Annotated in this window: 19 protein-coding genes and 1 pseudogene; 15 read left to right on the forward strand and 5 right to left on the reverse strand. The window is 65.9% G+C overall.

The genetic code is table 11. The annotated features are described in order from the left end of the window. Positions 1-350: 350 nt before the first annotated feature. Both CUJ89_RS30860 and CUJ89_RS30865 read right to left on the reverse strand, forming a co-directional pair. A complete protein-coding gene (locus tag CUJ89_RS30860; RefSeq protein ID WP_114181033.1) occupies positions 351-1,178 on the reverse strand; it encodes a hypothetical protein in 828 nt (275 codons plus the stop codon). A 119-nt stretch (positions 1,179-1,297) separates the two neighbouring features. Then, entirely contained in the window at positions 1,298-1,885 is a 588-nt protein-coding gene (locus tag CUJ89_RS30865) for a tetratricopeptide repeat protein (protein WP_114181034.1), read from the reverse strand. A gap of 356 nt (positions 1,886-2,241) precedes the next feature. Between CUJ89_RS30865 and CUJ89_RS30870 the strand changes: the two genes are divergently transcribed. From CUJ89_RS30870 to atsR, 3 genes are read left to right on the forward strand one after another with little or no spacing between them, the layout of a single operon-like run. Then, positions 2,242-3,120: a response regulator gene (locus CUJ89_RS30870; protein ID WP_114181035.1), complete on the forward strand. Its 879-nt coding sequence runs from the start codon at positions 2,242-2,244 to the stop codon at positions 3,118-3,120. A 42-nt stretch (positions 3,121-3,162) separates the two neighbouring features. Beyond that, a complete protein-coding gene (locus CUJ89_RS30875) occupies positions 3,163-3,666 on the forward strand; it encodes a molybdopterin-dependent oxidoreductase (protein WP_114181036.1) in 504 nt (167 codons plus the stop codon). Beyond that, positions 3,663-5,483, forward strand: a complete 1,821-nt coding sequence (gene atsR, locus CUJ89_RS30880) for a hybrid sensor histidine kinase/response regulator AtsR (protein ID WP_114181037.1) — start codon at positions 3,663-3,665, stop codon at positions 5,481-5,483. Before CUJ89_RS30875 ends, atsR begins: the two co-directional genes overlap by 4 nt. A 21-nt stretch (positions 5,484-5,504) precedes the next feature. On the opposite strand, the gene CUJ89_RS30885 is transcribed toward atsR, so the two are convergent. Continuing rightward, positions 5,505-5,924: a secondary thiamine-phosphate synthase enzyme YjbQ gene (locus CUJ89_RS30885; protein ID WP_114181659.1), complete on the reverse strand. Its 420-nt coding sequence runs from the start codon at positions 5,922-5,924 to the stop codon at positions 5,505-5,507. Positions 5,925-5,934: 10 nt separating this feature from the next. Then, the gene (locus CUJ89_RS30890; protein WP_114181038.1) at positions 5,935-6,261 is read right to left on the reverse strand and encodes a thioredoxin family protein; all 327 of its coding nucleotides are present in this window, start codon (positions 6,259-6,261) and stop codon (positions 5,935-5,937) included. 234 nt (positions 6,262-6,495) lie between these two features. On the opposite strand from CUJ89_RS30890, the pseudogene CUJ89_RS30895 reads away from it, so the two are divergent. From CUJ89_RS30895 to CUJ89_RS30910, 4 genes and pseudogenes are all read left to right on the forward strand, one after another. Beyond that, positions 6,496-6,789, forward strand: a pseudogene (locus tag CUJ89_RS30895) (flavin reductase family protein); the annotation flags it as partial. Positions 6,790-6,940: 151 nt separating this feature from the next. Continuing rightward, complete coding sequence (locus CUJ89_RS30900) at positions 6,941-7,489, forward strand: MerR family transcriptional regulator (protein ID WP_114181039.1); 549 nt, start codon at positions 6,941-6,943, stop codon at positions 7,487-7,489. Continuing rightward, the gene (locus CUJ89_RS30905) at positions 7,470-8,903 is read left to right on the forward strand and encodes an MFS transporter (RefSeq protein WP_114181040.1); all 1,434 of its coding nucleotides are present in this window, start codon (positions 7,470-7,472) and stop codon (positions 8,901-8,903) included. The genes CUJ89_RS30900 and CUJ89_RS30905 overlap by 20 nt, the downstream gene beginning before the upstream one ends. A gap of 53 nt (positions 8,904-8,956) precedes the next feature. After that, positions 8,957-9,289 (forward strand): DUF2322 family protein, encoded by a 333-nt coding sequence (locus CUJ89_RS30910; protein WP_027782121.1) that lies wholly within the window; start codon positions 8,957-8,959, stop codon positions 9,287-9,289. Between the two features lie 153 nt (positions 9,290-9,442). Here the strand turns inward: CUJ89_RS30910 and CUJ89_RS30915 are convergent, their stop codons facing one another. Then, entirely contained in the window at positions 9,443-10,330 is an 888-nt protein-coding gene (locus tag CUJ89_RS30915; protein WP_114181041.1) for a LysR family transcriptional regulator, read from the reverse strand. 120 nt (positions 10,331-10,450) lie between these two features. Here CUJ89_RS30915 and CUJ89_RS30920 point away from each other — a divergent pair, with 120 nt between their 5' ends. The 8 genes from CUJ89_RS30920 to CUJ89_RS30950 all read left to right on the forward strand — a co-directional run bounded on the left by CUJ89_RS30920 (position 10,451) and on the right by CUJ89_RS30950 (position 20,821). Further along, complete coding sequence (locus tag CUJ89_RS30920; RefSeq protein ID WP_114181042.1) at positions 10,451-11,596, forward strand: Rieske 2Fe-2S domain-containing protein; 1,146 nt, start codon at positions 10,451-10,453, stop codon at positions 11,594-11,596. Between the two features lie 30 nt (positions 11,597-11,626). Continuing rightward, the gene (locus CUJ89_RS30925) at positions 11,627-12,583 is read left to right on the forward strand and encodes a Rieske 2Fe-2S domain-containing protein (RefSeq protein WP_161556574.1); all 957 of its coding nucleotides are present in this window, start codon (positions 11,627-11,629) and stop codon (positions 12,581-12,583) included. 118 nt (positions 12,584-12,701) lie between these two features. Then, positions 12,702-12,863 carry a hypothetical protein gene (locus CUJ89_RS30930; RefSeq protein WP_201752428.1) on the forward strand — a complete coding sequence of 54 codons (162 nt, stop codon included), beginning with the start codon at positions 12,702-12,704 and terminating at the stop codon, positions 12,861-12,863. Positions 12,864-12,884: 21 nt separating this feature from the next. Then, positions 12,885-13,031 (forward strand): hypothetical protein, encoded by a 147-nt coding sequence (locus CUJ89_RS38110; RefSeq protein WP_161556575.1) that lies wholly within the window; start codon positions 12,885-12,887, stop codon positions 13,029-13,031. Positions 13,032-13,401: 370 nt separating this feature from the next. Continuing rightward, positions 13,402-14,802, forward strand: coding sequence for an MFS transporter (locus tag CUJ89_RS30935; RefSeq protein ID WP_114181045.1), 1,401 nt, complete (start codon positions 13,402-13,404; stop codon positions 14,800-14,802). A 312-nt stretch (positions 14,803-15,114) separates the two neighbouring features. Then, positions 15,115-17,565, forward strand: a complete 2,451-nt coding sequence (gene nirB / locus CUJ89_RS30940; RefSeq protein ID WP_114181046.1) for a nitrite reductase large subunit NirB — start codon at positions 15,115-15,117, stop codon at positions 17,563-17,565. A 29-nt stretch (positions 17,566-17,594) separates the two neighbouring features. Next, positions 17,595-17,993, forward strand: coding sequence for a nitrite reductase (NAD(P)H) small subunit (locus tag CUJ89_RS30945; protein WP_114181047.1), 399 nt, complete (start codon positions 17,595-17,597; stop codon positions 17,991-17,993). Next, positions 17,990-20,821 carry a nitrate reductase gene (locus tag CUJ89_RS30950; protein ID WP_114181048.1) on the forward strand — a complete coding sequence of 944 codons (2,832 nt, stop codon included), beginning with the start codon at positions 17,990-17,992 and terminating at the stop codon, positions 20,819-20,821. The genes CUJ89_RS30945 and CUJ89_RS30950 overlap by 4 nt, the downstream gene beginning before the upstream one ends. The last annotated feature ends 30 nt before the right edge of the window (positions 20,822-20,851 follow it).

A 20,851-nucleotide genomic window follows, 5' to 3' on the forward strand; every position in this document is an offset into this window, starting at 1 on the left:
CTGAATCGGCACGTGCCGGCGGCAAGCCGGCTGGAAAGTCGACTCGCGGCGCGGCGGCGTTCGGATCGCGCATGGCGATGCATCACGCACCTGCTCGATCCGGAGGAATATCGGATACAGCGAAATCCGATTCCGACCGCAATACTTCGTGATCCGTATCATTCAGGATCGATCGACGTACGTGGGCGACTTCCGGTGTCGGGCAGTGTCGGACGATATGGGACGGTTTGCGGCCGCTCGGTTCCGTGTGAACGGACTGGCCATCGCGCGGGGAGCCCGCTGCAGTTGCCCGCCTTGGCAGGGAGCGACGCCGCGCGCAGGGATGCGCGCGACGCCGCCGGGCCCTTCGATCAGTTGACCTGCAACTGGCCGCCGCGGCCGAGGCCGCCCTTGACGTCCTGCGCCTTGTAGCTGCGCAGGGCGACGACCATCTTGTTGTATGCGTCGATGAACGCGACGACCGTCGCCTTGCCTTCCGGCGTCGTCGAGAAGCCGGCAAGCGCGCCGCCCACGCCACCGCCGAAGCCGCCCAGCGCCGCGCCGTAGTTGGTCGCTGTCGAGCTGCCTTCCGCCGCCGCGATCTGCACGGCCGAGCGCACGTCGAACAGCGTCAGCGTCACGACCGATGCCTTCGTCTGCAGGTGGCCGGCCACCGCCGCCACCGCGCTGTTGCCGATCAGCCCGCCGATCATGCTGCCGATGCCGGCGATCGGCGAATCGTTGATGACGATCTGCGGTTCCATGTAGTAGTCGGCCGCGACACGCTGGCCCTTCTGCTGCTTCGAGCCTGCGCGATATTCACCCGAGCTGCGCTGCAGTTGCGTGATGCGCGACAGGCGCGCGTCGCTCTTCTGGTTGCCGATCGACGTGATCACGAAGCAGTTCGACTGCTGGACGGCCAGGCGCAGCAGCGGGTCGATGGTCGTCATCTTGGTCGCGCTGCCGAACGGGCCCCACCAGTCGGCGTTGCGACCGTCGTCGACGGCGATCGTGCCGAGCGGCGACGCGCAGCGCTGCAGCCCCGAATCGGCGCCGGCGCTCGTGCCGCCTGCCGCGGCGCCCGTCACGCCGGCGTTCTGGCCGCCGGGCGTCACGATGCCGCCGCAGCCGGCCACGGAAGCGCAAAGCGCTGCGACCAGCGCACCTTGGGTAAGACGATGGGAAAGGATGGTCTTCATGTCGTTATCGATCGATAGAGTCGTTGTTCGGCTTATGTGTTCGTGCGAACCTCGATAAGCCCCCCCGAGCATGGCGCGATGGTGGTCTCCCCGCTGCCGCCCCGTTGCTTCCGGCCCGGTCAGTAGTACCAGTTCGTCTGATTCCAGACGCCGTAGTACGGATAGCCCGAGTACCAGTAGCCGTAATAGACGTCACGCCATTGCGTGCGCCATTTCCAGTCGTCTTCGTCTTCTTTCTTGGCCTTGCGGGCGAGCTCGAGCAGCTTCTTCGATTCCTTGTCGCCGCGGCCCGCCGCGATCGACAGCCACTTGTCCGCTTCGCGCGGATCGGAGCCCATTTCCTCGAGGCCGAACAGGTAGAAACTGCCGAGCGCCTTCTGCGCCTGCAGGTCGCCGCGCTCGGCGGCATCGCGCATCCACTTGAGGGCCTGATAGCTGTCCTGGCGCACGCCGTCGCCGCGGAAATAACGCAGGCCGAGGTCGTAGGCGGCCTTCGGCTGGGTTTTCGCGGCCTGCTTCAGCGCGACAATGCGCGGATCTTCCCGGTCTTCGGCGTCATCTTTCTTTTGATAGGACACCTGATCTTTAGGACGATCGGAACAACCCGTGTCGTCGCAGATCCGCACCGTGTTGCTGGTCACGGACGGATCCTGCGCGCACGCAGCCAATAGCAACAGCAGCCCCGGTGCGAGTAAACGGCGATACATTGGTACTTTCCTCTAGTTTTATTTGCGCCGCAATTCTTCGAGCCATCCCGCCCCCGCGAGCTCGTCTCGCACCCGGTAGCGCGCGGTGCGGCGAATATAATCCGCCGCACCGGCACGCAGTCCAAGGCTCTCTCAGGCTCCCTCTTCGAATCGATCTGCCACTATTTTTCGCCGCTTTTTCCTGATACCGACCGTGGTCGGCACCGCCCCCAAACATGACGCGACAAACAATAGTGACGTGGTGAGCAATAATAATGAAGAAAAATGGCATGTCAAGGTCATTCGCTTTTTAGAAGATTGCATGACGCGTCACCTTTGATATGCTTTCCCTCGCCCCCCCTGGAGACCCCATCGAGATGTCCAACACCGAGCAGGCCAACGTCGATCTCATCACCGCCACCAAGGTGCGAGATCTCCTCAACCGGAACGGCATCCCGCCGCGCAGTCACAACACGACGATCGCGAACGTGCTCGGCCTCAGTTTCTCGGTCGTCACGCGCAAGATGAAAGGCCTGATCCCGTGGAACCTGTCGCAGTTGCAGGACATCGCGACGCACTTCGGCGTGCCGCCCGCGATCCTGCTCGACGACAAGGGCGCGCAGCCGGCCGCCGCCGAGATGATCGACGCCACGCTCGTGATCGAGTCGCGGCGCTTCCGTTGCCGCGCCGCGATCTCGGCAAAGGCCAGCAGCCAGAGCGAAACCGACTTCGTCGCGCTGCAGTGGCAAGGCGAATGGATCGTCACAGAACGTCAACTTGCGCGCGAAGGGCGCACGTATCCAGTCGACGTGATCGAACTGCGTTCGAGCCAGCCGAGCGTGTACGCCGCGCGAATCGCGGTGGTCGACGATTCGCCGGACGTCGCCGAAACGGTATGTGAATATTTCATCGAAAAAGGCGTGAACGCGATCCCGTACTATGACGGCGCCACGTTCCGCAAGGCGCTGGAGGTCGAGGATTTCGACGGCTACATCCTCGACTGGATGCTCGGCGACCAGACGGCCGCCGATCTCGTGCGCGGCATCCGCTCGAGCGAGAACGGCGGCGCGCCGATCTTCCTGCTGACCGGCAAGATCTCGACTGGCGAAGCCAGCGAGGACGAAATCGCGCACATCGTGTCGCACTACAACGCGCGCTGCGAGGAAAAACCGGTACGCCTGCCGATCCTGTTCGCCGAAGTGACACGCGAGCTGAAGATCGCGCTGCCGGCCGTCGCGCCCGTCGCCGCGAACTGAACCTGCAACGACACTCCACCACCACACGACCGAGAGAGACACATGCGAGTTTCGACGATCTGGATCAAGAGCCTGCTGACCGCCTGCCTGCTCGGCATGGCCGCCGCATCATGGGCCGCTTCGTCGTTTACGTTCACCGTCGACGGCAAGATCGGCAAGAGCAACCAGTCCGGCAAGATGTCCTACGTCTTTTCCGAGCAGGCGCTGATGGCGCTACCGCAGCATACGATCGTCACGTCGACGAGCTGGACGCCGAAGGCTACCTTCACCGGCCCGCGCCTGAGCGACGTGTTGAAGATCGTCGGCGCGCACGGCACGCAGATCGAGTTCCGCTGCATCGACGAATACACGTTCACGATCCCCGTGTCGGACGCCGCCAAGTATGGCGTGATCCTCGCGCGCACGATGAACGGCAAGGTGCTCGGCAACGACAACTACGGCCCGCTGTGGATCATGTATCCGCGCGACCAGTATCCGGACGAACTGAAGACGCCCATCGGTGAAGCCAAGTTCGCTTGGCAGATCATCGGCCTGACCGTCAAATGAAACGCAGGCGATGGCGAAATAGAAAAATCATTCTTGTCCTGGGGTCGCTGTGGATCATGGGATTCGCCGCGTGGGCGTTCCTGCTATCGGACCTCCTCGCGACCTCGGTCAACGAGGGCGTGCTCGAAGGGCCGCGCGAAGGCGTGTTCTGGACCGCCGCGCAATACCGCAACGTCTATACGCGGTTCGACCGGCAACTGATTCTCTACGCGACGCACGAGGACGACGACTTCGATCACGTGCAGATGCAGCTCGACAGCCTGTCGGTGTCGTTCGGGTTCCTGCAGCGGCCGTCCGAAGTGTCCGAATACTGGCTGCGCATCCCGCGCGCGCGCAACGAGATCGACGCGCTCGGCGAGTTCATGACGCGCCTGAAGCACGACGTGCCATTGCTGCGCGATGCGCCGAAGAACGCGCAACACGTGATCGACGACGTCAGTGCGTACTGGCCGAAGGTCAACGGCCTCGCGAACTACTTCCGCGCGATCGAGATGGCGCAACGCGACTTCACGTTCCATCAGCTGAAGGAAAAGCAGCGCGCGATCCTGATCCTCGGCATCGTGCTCGGCGTGATCCTGTGCGCGCTGTTCCTGCTGCTGTTCTATACGATGCGCACGCGCGACGACCTGCTCGAGCGGCAGGACGCGGCGCTCGACGCGGAGCGCAAGGCGTCCGACCGCGCGTTCGAGATGATCGAGGCGAAGAATGCGTTCCTCGGCATGGTCAGCCACGAGTTGCGCACGCCGCTGCAGGCGATCTGCGGGTCGATCGAGATCCTGCTCGCGCGCCCGCAGTCCGACGCGAACCTGAAGACGATCCGGCGGCTGCAGAATTCCGCGTTGTCACTCGAAGCGCTCGTCAGGGACCTGACCGACTACATCAAGCTGCGCTCGACGAAGCGCCTCACCGAACTGGAAACCGTCGACATGGCGTCGCTGCTCGCCGAAGTGATCGACCCGCTGCGCGGGAAGATCGCGGCGAAGCAAATCGCGATCACGCAACAGGTCGAGCCGCCCGGCCTGGCGATCCGCTCGGATCGCAAGCTGCTGCGGCAGGTGCTGTCGAACCTGATCGAGAATTCGGTCAAATACACGCACGGCGGGTCGATCGCCGTGTCGATCACGCTCGCCGACGCGCCGGCCGGCCCGCAGTTGAAGATCGCCGTGCGCGACACGGGCACCGGCATCGCGAAGCAGCATCTGTCGAAGATCTTCGAGCCGTTCTACCGCGCGAACGACGCGGTCGGCCTGCACGTGGACGGGATCGGCATGGGGCTCGCCGTGGTGCGCGAAATCGTGACGACGCTGCGCGGGCATGTGGACGTGCACAGCGTCGTCGGCAAAGGCAGCGAGTTCGTCGTGACGCTGCCGGCCGACGTGCCCGGCATCGATACGGCCGGCAATGCGGCCGGCGAAGCGCCCGCGATGCCGCACGCCGCCGCGCACCGCGACCGGCGCGCACTGGTGGTCGACGACAACGACAATGCGCGCGAAACGCTCGGCGCGATGCTGTCGGCGCTCGGCATCGACGCCGATCTGTGCGCCACCGGCCAGGAAGGCGTCGCGCGCTTCGGCGAAAGTCACTACGACATCGTGGTGCTGGATCTCGAACTGCCGGACCTGAGCGGCTTCGAGGTCGCGCGGCGCATGCGCGCCGTCGCGCAGCCGGACGACGACGGCCGGCATCCGGCGATCCTCGGCGTCAGTGCGTACGAATCGGCCGCGCTGCGCGAGAACAAGCGGGTATTCGACGCATTCCTGCCGAAGCCCGTACATCTGCGCGAACTCGGCACGCTCGTCGAGAAGCTGCTCGGCTGAACGCGGCGCTCACTCGCCCGCTCACTCGCCGATCAGATGCAGCACGATGTCGCGCCGATGTGCGGCACGACGATGCTCGAACAGGTAGATCCCCTGCCAGGTGCCGAGCACCATGCGCCCAAGCTCGACCGGAATCGACAGTTGCACCTGCGTGAGCGCCGTGCGCAAGTGCGCGGGCATGTCGTCGGGGCCTTCGGTGTCGTGCTCGTAACGTGTGGCGTCTTCCGGCGCGAGCGTCGCGAAGTAGCGTTCGAGATCGCGCTGCACCGACGGATCGGCGTTCTCCTGGATCAGCAGCGAGGCCGACGTGTGCCGGCAGAACACGGTAAGCACGCCCGTGCGGATCGACTGCTGATCGACGAACGCGCGCACCTGCGACGTGAATTCGACGAGGCCGCTGCCGCCCGCGTCGACGACGATGTGCGTAATGGCCTGTTGCATGGTCATGGCGTCAGGCCAGCGCGGCGAAGCCGTCGGCCTCGATCTGCCCGGCATCGGTGGGGCGCACGACACGCGCGACTTCGACACCATCGCGCAGGAACACCAGCGTCGGCCACAGCTTCACGCGGAACGAGCGGCCGAGCGGGCGACCCGGGCCGTCCTCGATCTTCAGGTGCCGCACGGCGGGATGCGTGGAGAACGACGCCACGATCGCGGGCTGCGCACCCGCGCAGATACCGCACCAGTTCGCGCCGAATTCGATGACGGTTGCACCGCCCAGTGCGTCGACTTCCGCGCGTGTCGGCGCGTTGGCGGTGTAGCGTTGTTCAGTGTCCATCAGGCCCTCGTGTGCGTTGGCGGAACGTGGCCACGCCCGCCCGCATGGTACGGCGTGCGCGGCCTGCGATCTCCTACTCTAGCGGAAAAGCGCGCACGATGCCGACGGCTCCATGCTGGCGCAAACACCGCCTGCGCGCACCGAACTGAATGACACGACAAGATTCGGAGCGCCGCGCGGCCGCGACGGGATCAGCATGCGGACTGATCTCTCGACGAAACGAAGGCCCCGACCATGAATGCTCCGCATCGCGTCACCGAACCGAACATCCTCTATTTCGGCACGCCCGTCGTGCTGGTCAGCACGCTGAACGAGGACGGCACAGCCAATCTCGCGCCGATCTCGTCCGCGTTCTGGCTGGGTTGGCGCGGCGTGTTCGGCATCGCCGCCAGTTCGCAAACCACCCGCAACCTGTTGCGCACCGGCGAATGCGTGCTGAACCTGCCGTCGTCGGCGCAGGCGCACGCGGTCGACCGGATCGCGCGCACGACGGGCACGTATCGCGGCCCCGACATCGAGCGCTCGCGCGATGCGGGCGTGCCGGCCGCCGCCGGGCGGTAACGAAACGCGATGGCCAGCCCGATGCGACCCTCGATGGTTGACCTCTTCCGCACGGCGACGCTTGACCTAGAGTGTGCTCTACGGTGTTCACTGGTCGACAGGACCGCAAGGAGTGCATATGACGAACCGATCGCGCCGCGTCGGCGCGGACGACGCAAGCGAGCAGTCACTCACGTTGCTGATCGGCGAGATCGCACAGGCGACGGGACGCAGCATCCATGCGATCCGCTGGTACGAGTCGCAGGGGCTGCTGCCGGGCGTACAACGCGACGCGGCTGGCCGGCGACGCTACAGCCGGCATCACGTCGGCTGGCTCGACCTGATGGACCGGCTGCGCTGCACGGGGATGTCGATCGCGCAGTTGCGCGCGTATACGGCGCTGGTGAAGCAAGGCCCGCCGTCGCTGCGCGAACGGCGCGCGCTGCTGGCCGCGCACCGTGCGCGCGTGCAGGACAACATCCGCCGCTGGACCGATGCGCTCGAACTGATCGACGCGAAGGTCGAGTTCTACGACGAGTGGGTGGCGAGCGGCGCGCGTCCGGCCGTGTCGCCGCACCAGCGCATCCGCGCGACGCGCGGCGGTGCGCCCGCCGAATGGCGGCACGGGCCGCCGGCCGCCGGCGCGGCGAACAAACAGGAGAACACCGATGAACCCGACGATCCGTAATGCTTCGTCCAGCGCGGCCGATGCCGCCGCGCCTGCCCGGCACCGCCTCGTGCTGCCGGCGCTGTGCATCGCGGTGCTGATCGCGCAGATCGACACCGCGATCGTCAATCTCGCGACCGAACCGATCGGCGCCGCGTTCGGCGCGCGCGTCGGCGCGCTGCAATGGGTCATCGACGCGTACAACCTCGCCTATGCGGTGCTGCTGCTCACGGGCGGCCTCGTCGGCGACCTGTACGGCAGGCGGCGCGCATTCGTCCTCGGCGCGGCAGTGCTGAGCGGCGCATCGGTCATGTGCGCGCTCGCGCCGACGCTCGGCATGCTGATCGCGGGCCGCGCGCTCGCCGGCGCTGGCGCCGCGCTGCTGATTCCCGCTTCGCTCGCGATCGTCCGCGTGATCTGGCATGACCCTGCCGAACGCGCGCGCGCACTCGGCGTCTGGGCCGCGTGCGGCGGCATCGCGATGATCGTCGGCCCGACGCTCGGCGGCGTGCTGATCCACGCATTCGGCTGGCGCAGCATCTTCTGGGTCGTGATCCCGTTCGGCGTCGCGGCGATCGGATTGGCCTCCATCGTCGTACCCGAATCGGCCGATCCGCACGGCCGCCGTTTCGATCCGGCCGCGCAAGCGCTCGGTGCGATCGCGATCGGCTGCGTCGTGTTCGCGACGATCGACGCGCGCCACGACACGTTGCGCGCGGCGCTGCTGGTCGCGACGAGCACGACCGCCATCGCGCTGTTCATCCGCATCGAACGACGCCTCGGCAAGGCCGCGCTGGTGCCGCTCGACCTGCTCGCGAACCGCGCGTTCCGCGGGATGCTGATCGCCAACGGCGCGATGACGTTCGGCGGCTACGGGATGCTGTTCGTGCTGCCGCTCGCGTGGCAGAGCCATCGCGTGCTCGACGCGACCGGCGCGGGACTCGCGCTGCTGCCGATGTCGGTGCTGTTCGCGCTCGTGTCGTTCGGCTCGGGCTCGGTCGCCGCGCGCTTCAGCGGGCGCACTGTCGGCGCGGGCGGCGTCGCGCTGATGGGCATCGGGCTCGCCGCGATCGGCATCGGCGCGGCCGGGTCGACGGATGCGCATGCGCCGATGCTCGGCTGGGCGGAAACCGGCCTGGCGTTCACGGGCACGGGGCTCGGCCTCGCCGTCGGGTCGCTGGCTGCGACGGCCGTCGGCGCGGTCGACGCCGCGCGCGCGGGCACGGCCGCGTCGCTGATGAACGTAATGCGGATGATCGGCGCGGTGTTCGGCGTCGCCATGCTGGGTGCGCTGTACGACGCGTGCGGCGGCGGCGCGGCCGGGCTGCGGGTCGCGATGCTGGCGGGCAGCGCCGTGCAGCTCGCGTGCGCGGCACTGGCCTGGCGCACGGCCGGGTCCGGCGCGCCGGCCGGTGCGCCTAAGCCGATCGGATAAGATACGGCCGGCCACGCTCTTTGGCCCATGACCGAACCGACGGAGTGTTTTCAGTGATTCAACCGACCCAAGTATTCAAGGACAACCTCGCGCAACTGCCGGCCATCGACGGCATCGCGCGCATCGATCTCGTCGGCGCGAACGGCGACGTGGTCGCCAGCATCGAGAACCAGCCGGGCAAGCAAGGTTCGCTCGCTGTGTACCACTACCTGAAACAGGCATTCGGCGCGCTCGACGCAAAGGCCGCCGAGCACGGCCTCGCGGTGTTCGCCGAGCATACGGCCGACGCGCGCAACCGTCCCGGCGCACATCCGAACGTCGATCGTCTGCTGGCGATCGTCGCCGGCGGCGAAGCGCTGCGAATCGACGTCGTCGCGAAGGGCTGAGCGGCGTACCAACGTGCTGCGGTAATCGAAGAGGCGCCCCCCCCTCTTTCGATGGCCGCGACCAGAATCCAGCCGGGCAGCGACAGGTGCGCCGCCCGGAATTTCCCGCTCCTGCTGGCCAGCGGTGCCGCGCCTTCTACCCTTGGACGGAATCTACGATGCCCCGATCGCAATCAGGTTTCGCCGCAGACGTTCGGCAAGAAACAACCAGGCCGCTTGTTGCGCACCCGTGCGTTTCGAACTTTCGTGGGCGGTGAGCCAAAGCGTCAAGTAGTGCTTCCGTGCGTCCGGAGAAACTCTCTCGAGTCCGGGTTCCCGGTCGGCGAGCATGCACCATAGAGGCGCGATGCCGCCGCCAGACAAGACCGCGCTTCGAAGCGCATCCCACGAATTGACCTTTGTGCTCACGCGAGCACCGTCTGGCGCATATTCCTTGAGCCAGTCGACAAATGGCTTGGGAATATCGTCACCCCAACCGACCCACGTCTCCCGCGTGTCGGAACCACGATGCCCGACTGCACGATAGACAGCGACCTCTACCTCGCCGAGGGGCACACTATCCACCCTGGACGGCGGCCCATACGACACGCAGATACCCATATCGGCGCGTCGCTCCAATACGAGCGTGAGCGGGTCACTGACATTGCTCACCTCGATGTTCACGAACGGATTCCGCTGGTGAAACGCGACAACGTCCGAGATGAAGATGTCGCCAAGGGAGGCGGACATCGCAAGTCGAACCGTTCCTTCGACACCACCCAGCGTTCGCTGCATGACTGCTGCCAGAACGCTCGCTTCTTGTTCCATCTGAGACGCGACTGCAAGCACTGCGCGTCCGGCGGGGGTCGGTTGAAATCCGCTGTCGTCCAGCACGAAAAGCTGACATCCGACGATTTTCTCCAGGGCATCGACTCTCCGGCTGACCGTGGTTCGATCCACGCTGAGTGCCTTTCCTGCTGCCAGGTACGAACCGGATTTTGCGACGGCGAGGAAATAGCGCAGGTCGTCCCATTTAACTGCGCCGGGTGTGCGTTTTTGCATAGTGGGGTGCAAATAAACTCATTTTCTGGATATTCAACGTTCTCTAGACTTTATCGCAGTGTATCGGAGTGTGCAGCGCATAACCTACAAATTTCCCTCTCAATAAAACAGGATCCAACGATGGCCACTTATGCAAAAATTATTTCTCAAATGCCGACTCGCTATGCGCGCGGTTGGCATTGCTTCGGCCTGGAGCGCGAAATTCGGACCGGTGAAGTGACCAGCCTGGAGGCATTCGGAACGAAGTTGGTGGCGTATCGTGGCGAGGACGGAAAAATCAGAGTATTCGACGGTGTCTGTCCGCACATGGGCGCAAATCTCGCGCTCGGAGCGGTCAAAGGAAACAACCTGGAATGCCCGTTTCACTCGTGGCAGTGGGGCGAAGGCGGGCGCTGCGAGCACATCCCCTACGCGTCCCGAATTCCGATGAAGGCACGGATTCGCGAATGGGAAACGATGATCGAGAATGAACTGCTTTTTATCTGGCACGATCATGAAGAGAAACCCTCGATCGAAGACCAGCGCATTCCCCCGCATCGCTGCTGCAATGAAGCGGGTTGGTCCGACTGGGTCGTGATCAGCCGGCCCGCAAATACCAATTGCCGCGAACTCATCGACAACCTTTCGGATGTTTACCATTTTGAGCCCGTTCACGGGTCGCCCGTCAGCAGCTTCGTTAACGTCGCGGAGCGGCACACTTACTGCCAGATGCTGACTGGGGGCAATCAGCTGATCGGGACGGGCGACAGCCTTCGAAGCATTGCGTACTACCATGGCCCGTCCTACGTCATTGCGGACATGGATGCGGAAATGTGGGGACACCGGCTCGAGTGCATCATGATGATCGGCAGTGTCCCCATTCACCAGGACCAGTTCATGATGCATTTCGGAATGAAAGTCCGTGCCGTTCCGGAGCTTTCGTTCTCCGAGAATCAGAAACTGATCGCTGCCTATATTGCGAACGGGCAGGAGACATTCTTCCAGGATCTGCGGATCTGGGACAAGAAGACACGCGTCGACAATCCGATTCTCTGCGACGGCGACGGGCCGGTTTACCAACTGCGCGACTGGTATCATCAGTTCTACCTGGATCGAGCCAAGGTACCGGCGTCGACGGAGGAAAAGCGCGTGTATGTCACTCGACGTCGGGAGGATACCCGTCAATGGGTATTGGAAGAACACGGATTCGATCTCGACAAACAAGAGCCGGTCGGGATTATCCGATCCTTCGAGGAGATTGCTCTCGGTGCAACCGAGCACGTGTGATTCATATCGATACCGCATAAAGGAGGGGACGTGTCTGAAGATTTTTTCTCTGGAAAATATCCGCGAGGATGGTTCGCAGTACTATTCTCTGACGAGATCAAGGCCGGCGAAATCAAGTCGCTGAGCTACTTCGGCAACGAGTATGTCGCGTTTCGAGGCGAGAACGGCATTGTGTCGATCCTCGACGCATTCTGTCCGCATCTGGGCGCCCATCTTGGAGACGGTCGCTGTGTGGGTGACACGATCGTTTGCCCGTTTCACGAATGGAAGTTCTCGCAGACGGGCGCCTGCGTCGACGTTCCGTATGCCAAACGCATACCGATCAAGGCCAAGGAGCGTGCCCTCGAGTCTCATCAGGTGCGCGAAGTCAACCAGATCGTTCACATGTGGTTCGATCCGGCAGGCGGTCCTCCAACGTGGGAGCTGCCGGTGGATCCGGCCATGAACGGGGAACAAGGGTGGACCGGATGGTATTTCAAGCGTTGGCGCGTGCGGACCCAGGGCAAGGAGATTATCGAGAATCTGGTCGACGCACCGCACTTCACGTACGTCCACGGATCGCCGATCGAAGAGATCACCGTGAATTTCGACGGTCACGTCGCGGCGCAACGGTCGAAGATCGGTGGCCACCCGACGCTAGGGAAGACGCTCATGACCGAAGCGACCTACTACGGGCCCGCGGTAATGCATGTGTCGATGGAGGGGACGTACGCGAGCAAGCAGGTGAACATTCATACGCCTATCGACACCGAACATGTGGACGTCTGCTATGGCATAAAGATTCAGCGGGATCCGGGTCTTCCGGATACCGACGAAATCGCACGGCAGTATGCAAAGTTCGCACACGACGCTTTCGACCAGGATGTGGTGTTGTGGCGCAGGAAGATCTACAGAACGGCACCGCTTCTGTGCGACGGTGACGGGCCTTTGTTTCAGTTGCGTGACTGGTATCGGCAGTTCTTCGCGGATACCCCGGTGGTGACCTGAGGCGGCGGAGTCGATACCCTCCAGATCGCTCACAGGGAATCGGGCCGGTCCGCGACGGCCCGTGCGCCACTCGTTTGTGGCTCGCGGGCCATTTACTTGCATCGTCGCCAACGGCGCGATGACGTTCAGTGGCTACGGGATGCGGTTCGTGCTGTCGCTCGCGTGGCAGAGCCACCGCATGCTCGACGCGACCGGCCGTCGATCGTCTGCTGGCGATCGTCTGCTGGCGATCGTCGCCGGCGGCGAAGCGCTGCGGACCGACGTCGTCACGAAGGGCTGAGCGACGAGCCGGACAGTTGGCGTGGGCGCACGCATCGCAGCGTTCCGTTTCGATACCTGCGGCGCGTGCCTCACCACCGTGCTGCCGGACCCGCCGCGCTGCAACCATTGCCAAACAGCAACGATCGACGCCGCAGTGCAGCCGGCACCGCACGTTTCCCTGATCTGAAAAAGCCATTCGCGGGGCTGGCCACCAGAAGGGCCCGTTATTAGCGGGAACACGCCCGGCCCCGATCATCGACTGCGCGCCCGATCCCGGCACCCTCGCGCCGCGAGCGACAGCATCCGGAATCGTCCCTGTGCATCGCCGCACCAGCACTGCGCCGCGCGCACGCTGACAGTGCCGCCATCGGCGTCGTATCGATCGTCGTGGATCTTCCGCATACCGCGCCGGAAAAGGCCGGGCGCCGCATCCGTCGGAATCCGAACGTGCTGGCATACAACTTGCCAACAATGATCCAGCGCCGCAACGCGGCGCGTGGCGATGTTCCGCCCCGACTCCGCCGGTGTCCGACCGGCAATCCGCAGAGGTCTCCACCATGACGCGTTTGCGCACCTCCCTGCAGAGCGGCAACTGGCGCTCGTTGCTCGCGTGCTTCCTGTACTTCGACACCGGCTTCACCGTCTGGGTGCTGTACGGCCCGCTCGCGCCGTTTATCGGCAAGGACATCGCGATGTCCGCCGCACAGCAGGGCTTTCTCGTCGCGGTACCCGTGCTCGCCGCCGCCATCCTGCGCGTGACGCTCGGCAACCTGTATCAATCCGCCAACGGACGCAGCATCGCCCTGATGGGCGTGGTGTTGTCCGCGCTGCCGGCCATCGTATTGCCGTGCGTGCCCGGCACGCCGTCGTATGCGCTGCTGCTCGTCCTCGGCGTGTTCCTCGGCATGGGCGGCGCCAGTTTCGCCGTTGCGCTGCCGATGGCGGGCAGCAGCTATCCGCCGAAAGTGCAGGGTCTGGTGCTCGGCCTCGCAGCGGCCGGCAACATCGGCGCCGTCCTCGACGGCTTCATGTTTCCGCACATCGCAGCCGCGATCGGCTGGAAGCTCTCGACCGCCGCCGCGCTGCCGCTGCTCGCGATCTCCGGCCTGGCGATCATCGCGTGGGCCGACGACCGCGGCGAAAAATCCGGCAGCGTGCCGCGTGCGCTCGGCGCATTCGTCATCACGCTCGTGGGTCTCGTCGCACTGGTCCTGGCCGTGCACGGCGGGCTGTTCGGCACCGGCAAGACCGGCGTGCTGCTGCTGCCGGTGATGGGCGCGCTGCTCGCGATCGCGATACTGCCCGCGCGCTACCGCGCGGTGCTCGCCGAGCGCGATACGTGGGTCATCATGCTGATTTACAGCATCACGTTCGGCGGCTTCGTCGGCATGTCGTCATACGTCACGCTGCTGCTGACGTCGCTGTACCAGATGCCGAAGATCGACGCCGGCCTGTTCATGTCGCTGCTCGCCTTCCTCGGCGCAATCGTGCGACCGCTCGGAGGATTCATCGCGGACCGCGTCACCGGCGTGCGCGCCCTGATCGTGCTGCTCGCCGCGATCGCCGCCGCCGATTTCGCCTTCGCCGCGTGGATGCCGCCGCTTGCCGGCGGAATCGCGTTGCTGATCTGCCTGTACCTCGCATTCGGGCTCGGCAACGGCGCGACATTCCAGCTCGTGCCGCATCGCTGGAAGGGCAAGACCGGCCTGCTGTCCGGCATTGTCGGCGCCGCGGGCGGAATCGGCGGCTTCTATCTGCCCGTCGTGATGGGCATCGCGAAGGAAAGTACCGGCAGCTATCAGCTTGGCTTCGTGACGTTCGGTGCACTCGCTGCCTGCGCATGCGGCGCGCTCATGCTGCTTCGTGCGCAATGGCTCTACTGGGCCGCGCCCGCCGACGCGCGGGCCACCGGCGCAACGGCCAGGGCGCCGCGCGACATGACGCATGTGGCCGAGTGATCGCCACCGCACGCATACGACATCGACCGGGCGACCGATGTAGCCGATGCCGCGGACGAAATGTCGAACCACGCCGCGCCAATGCGGACGAGCGCGCGACAGGAATCCGCTGACGAATCGACCGTTGCCGCTCCCGTGCACCGCCGTCGCATTGCAATGCACCAACTTAGACCGTGCCGCGCATGCGCGAGGTGCGCACCAAAGTGCGCGCCTCGCGCCGGGCTGTAGCACGGAGCCATTGGCATGCTGCTTGCTTTTTGTTTGCTTGACAGGCAGGGCAACCTGCGCGCCCAAGGTCAAGGAGACGGCGGAATGCGGAAGATGAAGCTGGTGATGGTCGGCAACGGCATGGCGGGCGTACGCACGCTCGAAGAACTGTTCAAGCTGGCCCCGGATCTGTACGACGTCACGGTATTCGGCGCGGAGCCGCATCCGAACTACAACCGGATCCTGCTGTCGCCGGTGCTGGCCGGCGAGCAGACGCTCGAGCAGATCGTCCTGAACGATTACGCGTGGTACGAACAGCATGGCGTGACGCTGCTGACCGGCCGCAAGGTCGTGAAGATCGACCGCGTGCGCCGGGTCGTGGTGGCCGACGACGGCACCGAGGCGCCTTACGACCGCCTGCTGCTCGCGACCGGTTCGAATCCGTTCATGCTGCCGATCCCCGGGAGCGGGCTCGACGGCGTACTCGGCTATCGCGACATTGCCGACACGCAGGCGATGATCGATGCGTCGTCGCACTATCGCCATGCGGTCGTGATCGGCGGCGGGCTGCTCGGCCTCGAAGCCGCGAACGGCCTGAAAGTGCGCGGGATGGACGTGACGGTCGTCCACCTCGCACCGACGCTGCTCGAGCGACAGCTCGACGCAACCGCGGGCGAGCTGCTGCGCAAGTCGCTCGAGGCACGCGGCCTGAAGTTCCTGATGGGGAAGCAGACCGCCGCGCTGGAAAGCGACGGTCCGGACGGCGATCGTGTGCGCGCCGTGCGCTTCGCCGACGGCGACACGCTGGAAGCCGATCTCGTCGTGATGGCGGTCGGCATCCGCCCGAACACCGAGCTCGCCGAAAGCACCGGCCTCTACTGCAACCGCGGGATCGTCGTGAACGACACGATGCAGACCTACGACCCGCGCATCTACGCGGTCGGCGAATGCGTGAGCCATCGCGGCATCGCATACGGGCTCGTCGCGCCGCTGTTCGAGCAGGCCAAGGTCGCGGCAAACCATCTCGCGGAATTCGGCATCGGCCGCTATGTCGGCTCGGTCACGTCGACGAAGCTGAAGGTGACGGGCATCGATCTCTATTCCGCCGGCGACTTCCTCGGCGGCGAAGGCACCGAGGACATCACGCTGTCCGATCCGCTCGCGGGCGTCTACAAGAAGATCGTCGTCAAGGATGACCGGATCGTCGGTGCGTGCCTGTACGGCGACACCGCCGACGGCGCGTGGTACTTCAAGCTGCTGCGCGAGGGCCGCAACATCGCGGACATCCGCGAGACGCTGATGTTCGGCGAGACCAGTCTCGGCGACACGGGGCACAGCGGCATCACGCATGCGGCGGCGATGCCCGACACCGCCGAGGTGTGCGGCTGCAACGGCATCTGCAAGGGCACGATCGTCGGCGCGATCAAGGAAAAGGGGCTCTTCACGCTGGAAGACGTGCGCAAGCACACGAAGGCGTCCGCGTCGTGCGGTTCGTGCACCGGGCTGGTCGAGCAGATCCTGATGTCGACGCTCGGCGGCGACTATTCGGCGTCGCCGAAGGCGAAGCCGGTATGCGGCTGCACCGACCGCACGCATGCGGAAGTGCGCACCGCGATTCGCGAGCACAAGCTGCTGTCGGTGCCGGCGGCGATGCACTTCCTCGAATGGCGCACGCCGAACGGCTGTTCGACCTGCCGCCCGGCGCTCAACTATTACTGCATCAGTACCTGGCCGCACGAGGCAAAGGACGATCCGCAGTCGCGCTTCATCAACGAACGCGCGCACGCGAACATCCAGAAGGACGGCACCTATTCGGTCGTGCCGCGCATGTGGGGCGGCGTGACGACGGCCGACGAGTTGCGCCGCATCGCCGACGTGGTCGACAAGTATGCGATTCCGACCGTCAAGGTCACGGGCGGGCAGCGCATCGACCTGCTCGGCGTGAAAAAGGAAGATCTGCCAGGCGTGTGGCACGACCTCGGGATGCCGAGCGGTCACGCGTACGCGAAGGCGCTGCGCACCGTGAAGACCTGCGTCGGCTCCGAATGGTGCCGCTTCGGCACGCAGGACTCGACGCTGATGGGGCAGCAGCTCGAACGTGCGCTGTGGCGGATGTACGCGCCGCACAAGGTCAAGCTCGCGGTGTCGGGCTGCCCGCGCAACTGCGCGGAATCGGGCATCAAGGACGTCGGCGTGATCGGCGTCGATTCCGGCTGGGAAATCTACGTCGGCGGCAACGGCGGCATCAAGACCGAGGTCGCGCAATTCTTCTGCAAGGTGAAGACGCACGAGGAAGTGCTCGAGTACGCAGGTGCGTTCCTGCAGCTCTATCGCGAGGAAGGCTGGTATCTGGAGCGCACCGTGCACTACATCGAACGCGTCGGGCTCGACTACGTGAAAGCGCGCGTGCTCGACGATGCCGACAACCGCGTTGCGCTGTGGGAACGCCTGCAGTTCGCGCTGAAGGACGAGCCCGATCCGTGGCACGACACCGACGATGCGCAGGTCGACCTGCGCCAGTTCACCCCGATCGCCGTCGAAACGGCCGGCCGCTGATGCCGGCGCAAATGCCAGGAAACCCTACGATGCCCACTTTCGAACCCGACTGGATCGCGGTCTGCCGGATCGACGACATTCCCCCGCTCGGCGCACGCGTCGTCAAGCGGCCCGAAGGCGCGCCCGTCGCGCTGTTTCGCACCGCGGGCGACCGTGTGTTCGCGCTGCTCGACCGCTGCCCGCATCGCGGCGGCCCGCTGTCGCAAGGCATCGTGCACGGCGAACAGGTCACGTGTCCGCTGCACGGCTTCAACGTCGCATTCGGCAACGGCTGCGCGCTGCCGCCCGACGACGGCTGCACGCCCGTGTTCAGCGTCGCGTGCGACGGCGACGCGGTGCTGCTCAGGCGCAGCGAACTCGCGTCGCTCGCCATCGGCGACGACGCATCGGGCGCACCCGCATGCGTCGAACCGGGACATGCTGCATGACGGGAACGGCAGCGACATGCGATGGGCGCCCCGAACCGGACCTGCGCGAAACACGTTCGACATGCTGCTACTGCGGCGTCGGTTGCGGCGTGGTCATCCAGACGCGTGCCGATGCCGACGGACAGCGCAAGATCGTCGGCGTGCGCGGTGACCCCGATCACCCGGCCAACTTTGGCCGGCTGTGCTCGAAGGGCAGCACGCTGCATCTGACCGCCGCAGCCGAACGCTATGCGCAGACCCGCGCGACGCACCCGGAATTGCGACACGCGCGCGACGCGGCGCGCACGCGTGTGTCGTGGGACGACGCGCTCGACCATGTCGCCGCGCGCTTCGCGCGGATCGTCGAGCGGCATGGCCGCGATGCGGTCGGCTTCTATGTTTCGGGCCAACTGCTGACCGAGGACTACTACGTCTTCAACAAGCTCGCGAAAGGACTGATCGGCACCAACAACATCGATTCGAATTCGCGGCTGTGCATGAGCTCGGCCGTGGTCGGCTACAAGAAATCGCTCGGCGCGGATGCGCCGCCGTGCAGCTACGACGATCTCGATCACGCGGGCACCGTGCTGATCGCCGGCGCGAACCCGGCGTTCGCGCATCCGATCCTGTACCGCCGGCTCGAAGCCGCGCGCGAGCGCAATCCGGCGATGAAGGTGATCGTCGCGGATCCGCGACGCACCGATTCCGCGAGCGACGCGACGCTGCACCTCGCGCTGCAGCCCGGCACCGACGTCGCGCTGTTCAACGCGATGCTGCACGTGCTGGTGTGGGACGGCTCGCTCGACCGCGCGTTCATCGACGCCCACACGAACGGCTTCGACGCGGTACGCGACAGCGTGCGCGAATGGTCGCCGGCCGTCGCGGCGCAGGTCTGCGGGCTGCGCGCGGACGACATCGTCAAAGCCGCGCGCTGGTTCGCCGACGGCCCGTCGCTGTCGCTGTACTGCCAGGGGCTGAACCAGTCGGCGGACGGCACGCACAAGAACGTCGCGCTGATCAACCTGCATCTGGCCACCGGGCAGATCGGCAAGCCCGGCGCAGGGCCGTTCTCGCTGACCGGGCAGCCGAATGCGATGGGTGGCCGAGAAGTGGGCGGGATGGCGACGCTCGCATCCGCGCATCGCGATCTCGCGAATCCCGAGGACCGGGCCGAAATCGCGCGACTGTGGGGCGTCGACGACGTGCCGACACAGCCTGGCCTGACCGCGGTCGAGATGTTCGACCGGCTCGCCTCAGGCGAACTGAAAGCCGTGTGGATCGTCTGCACGAACCCGGCGCACTCGCTGCCGAACCAGGCGACCGTGCGCGCGGGGCTCGCCCGCGCGGAATTCGTCGTACTGCAAGAGGCGTACGCGCACACCGGTACCGCACCGTACGCGGACGTGCTGCTGCCCGCGGCAACATGGGGCGAGAAGGACGGCACCGTCACCAATTCGGAGCGGCGCATCTCGCGCGTGCGGGCAGCCGTCGAACCGTACGGCGACGCGCGCGCGGACTGGCGGATCGCCGCCGAGGTCGGCCAACGGCTGGAAGCGCGGCTCGCGACGGGCCGGCCCACGCTGTTTCCGTATGCGAACACCGAAGCGATCTGGAACGAGCATCGCGCGACGACGGCCGGACGCGATTGCGACATCGGCGGGCTGTCGTGGTCGCGACTCGAGTCGGACGGCCCGCAGCAATGGCCCTTTCCCGCCGGCGCGGCGCGCGGCGCCGCCCGCCTTTATGCCGACGGGCATTTCCCGACCGCCGACGGCCGCGCCCGCTTCATCGCGACGCCGTATCAGCCGGTTGCGGAACCGGTCGATTCGCGCTTCCGCTTCGCGCTGACGACCGGCCGGCTGCGCGACCAGTGGCACGGTTGCAGCCGAACCGGCAGCGTGCCGAAGCTGTTCTCGCACGCACCGGGGCCGACCGTCGATCTGAACACCGCGGACTGCGCGCGTCTCGGCATCGGCCCGCACGACTTCGTGCACTTGACGTCGCGCCGCGGCAGCATGCTGCTGCCCGCGCGCGCCGACGACGCCATCGCGCCCGGCCAGGCGTTCACGCCGATGCATTGGGGCGACGAGTTCGTGTCCGGCGTGGCCGGCAATCGCATTGGCGCGGGCGTCAATACGGTGACCTCCGCCGCTTTGGACCCGTACTCGCGTCAGCCGGAACTGAAGCACGCGGCGATCAAGCTGCTGAAGGCCGACCTGCCGTGGCGCTGGCTGATCGCCGCACGGTTGCCCGCCGACGAACTGCTGGCCCGGCAGCGCCAGTTGCGTGCGCTGTTTGCGCGCTTCCCGTATGCAAGTTGCACGCCGTTCGGCACCGACGCCGGCGGCGGGCTCGCATGGCGCGCGGCGGCCTATGAGCCCGTGCCCATCGAACTGCAGCGCGAAATCGAAGCGCTGCTGGGCCTGCCGGAACATGCGGTCGACGTGATGAGCTACGGCGACGCGCGGCGCGGCACCGCCCGCCGCGTGCGCGTCGTCGACGGGGCGCTGACGGCGTTCTCCGTGTCGGGCGCAGCCAACGCGACCGAGGACAGTGCCGCCGTGCTGCGCGACTATGTCGACAGCGGCACCGGCGTCGGCGCGATCGGCCGGATGCTGCTGTTCGCCGGGCGCGTGCCGTTGCAGGCGGCGCCCGCACGCGGCCGCGCGATCTGCAATTGCGTCGGCGTGGGCGAGCGCGAGATTCGTGCGACGCTGTCGGCCTGTCCCGCGAACGCGACGTCGGCGGAGCGGTTGGCCGGCTTGCAGGCACAACTCAAATGCGGCACGCAGTGCGGCTCCTGCGTGCCCGAACTGCGGCGGATGATCGCCGAGACGGCTCTGCCGTAGCAGGCGGTTCCGGCGCGACAGGCGCGCCGT

The organism is Burkholderia pyrrocinia (assembly GCF_003330765.1).
GTDB classification, from domain to species: Bacteria; Pseudomonadota; Gammaproteobacteria; order Burkholderiales; family Burkholderiaceae; genus Burkholderia; species Burkholderia pyrrocinia_B.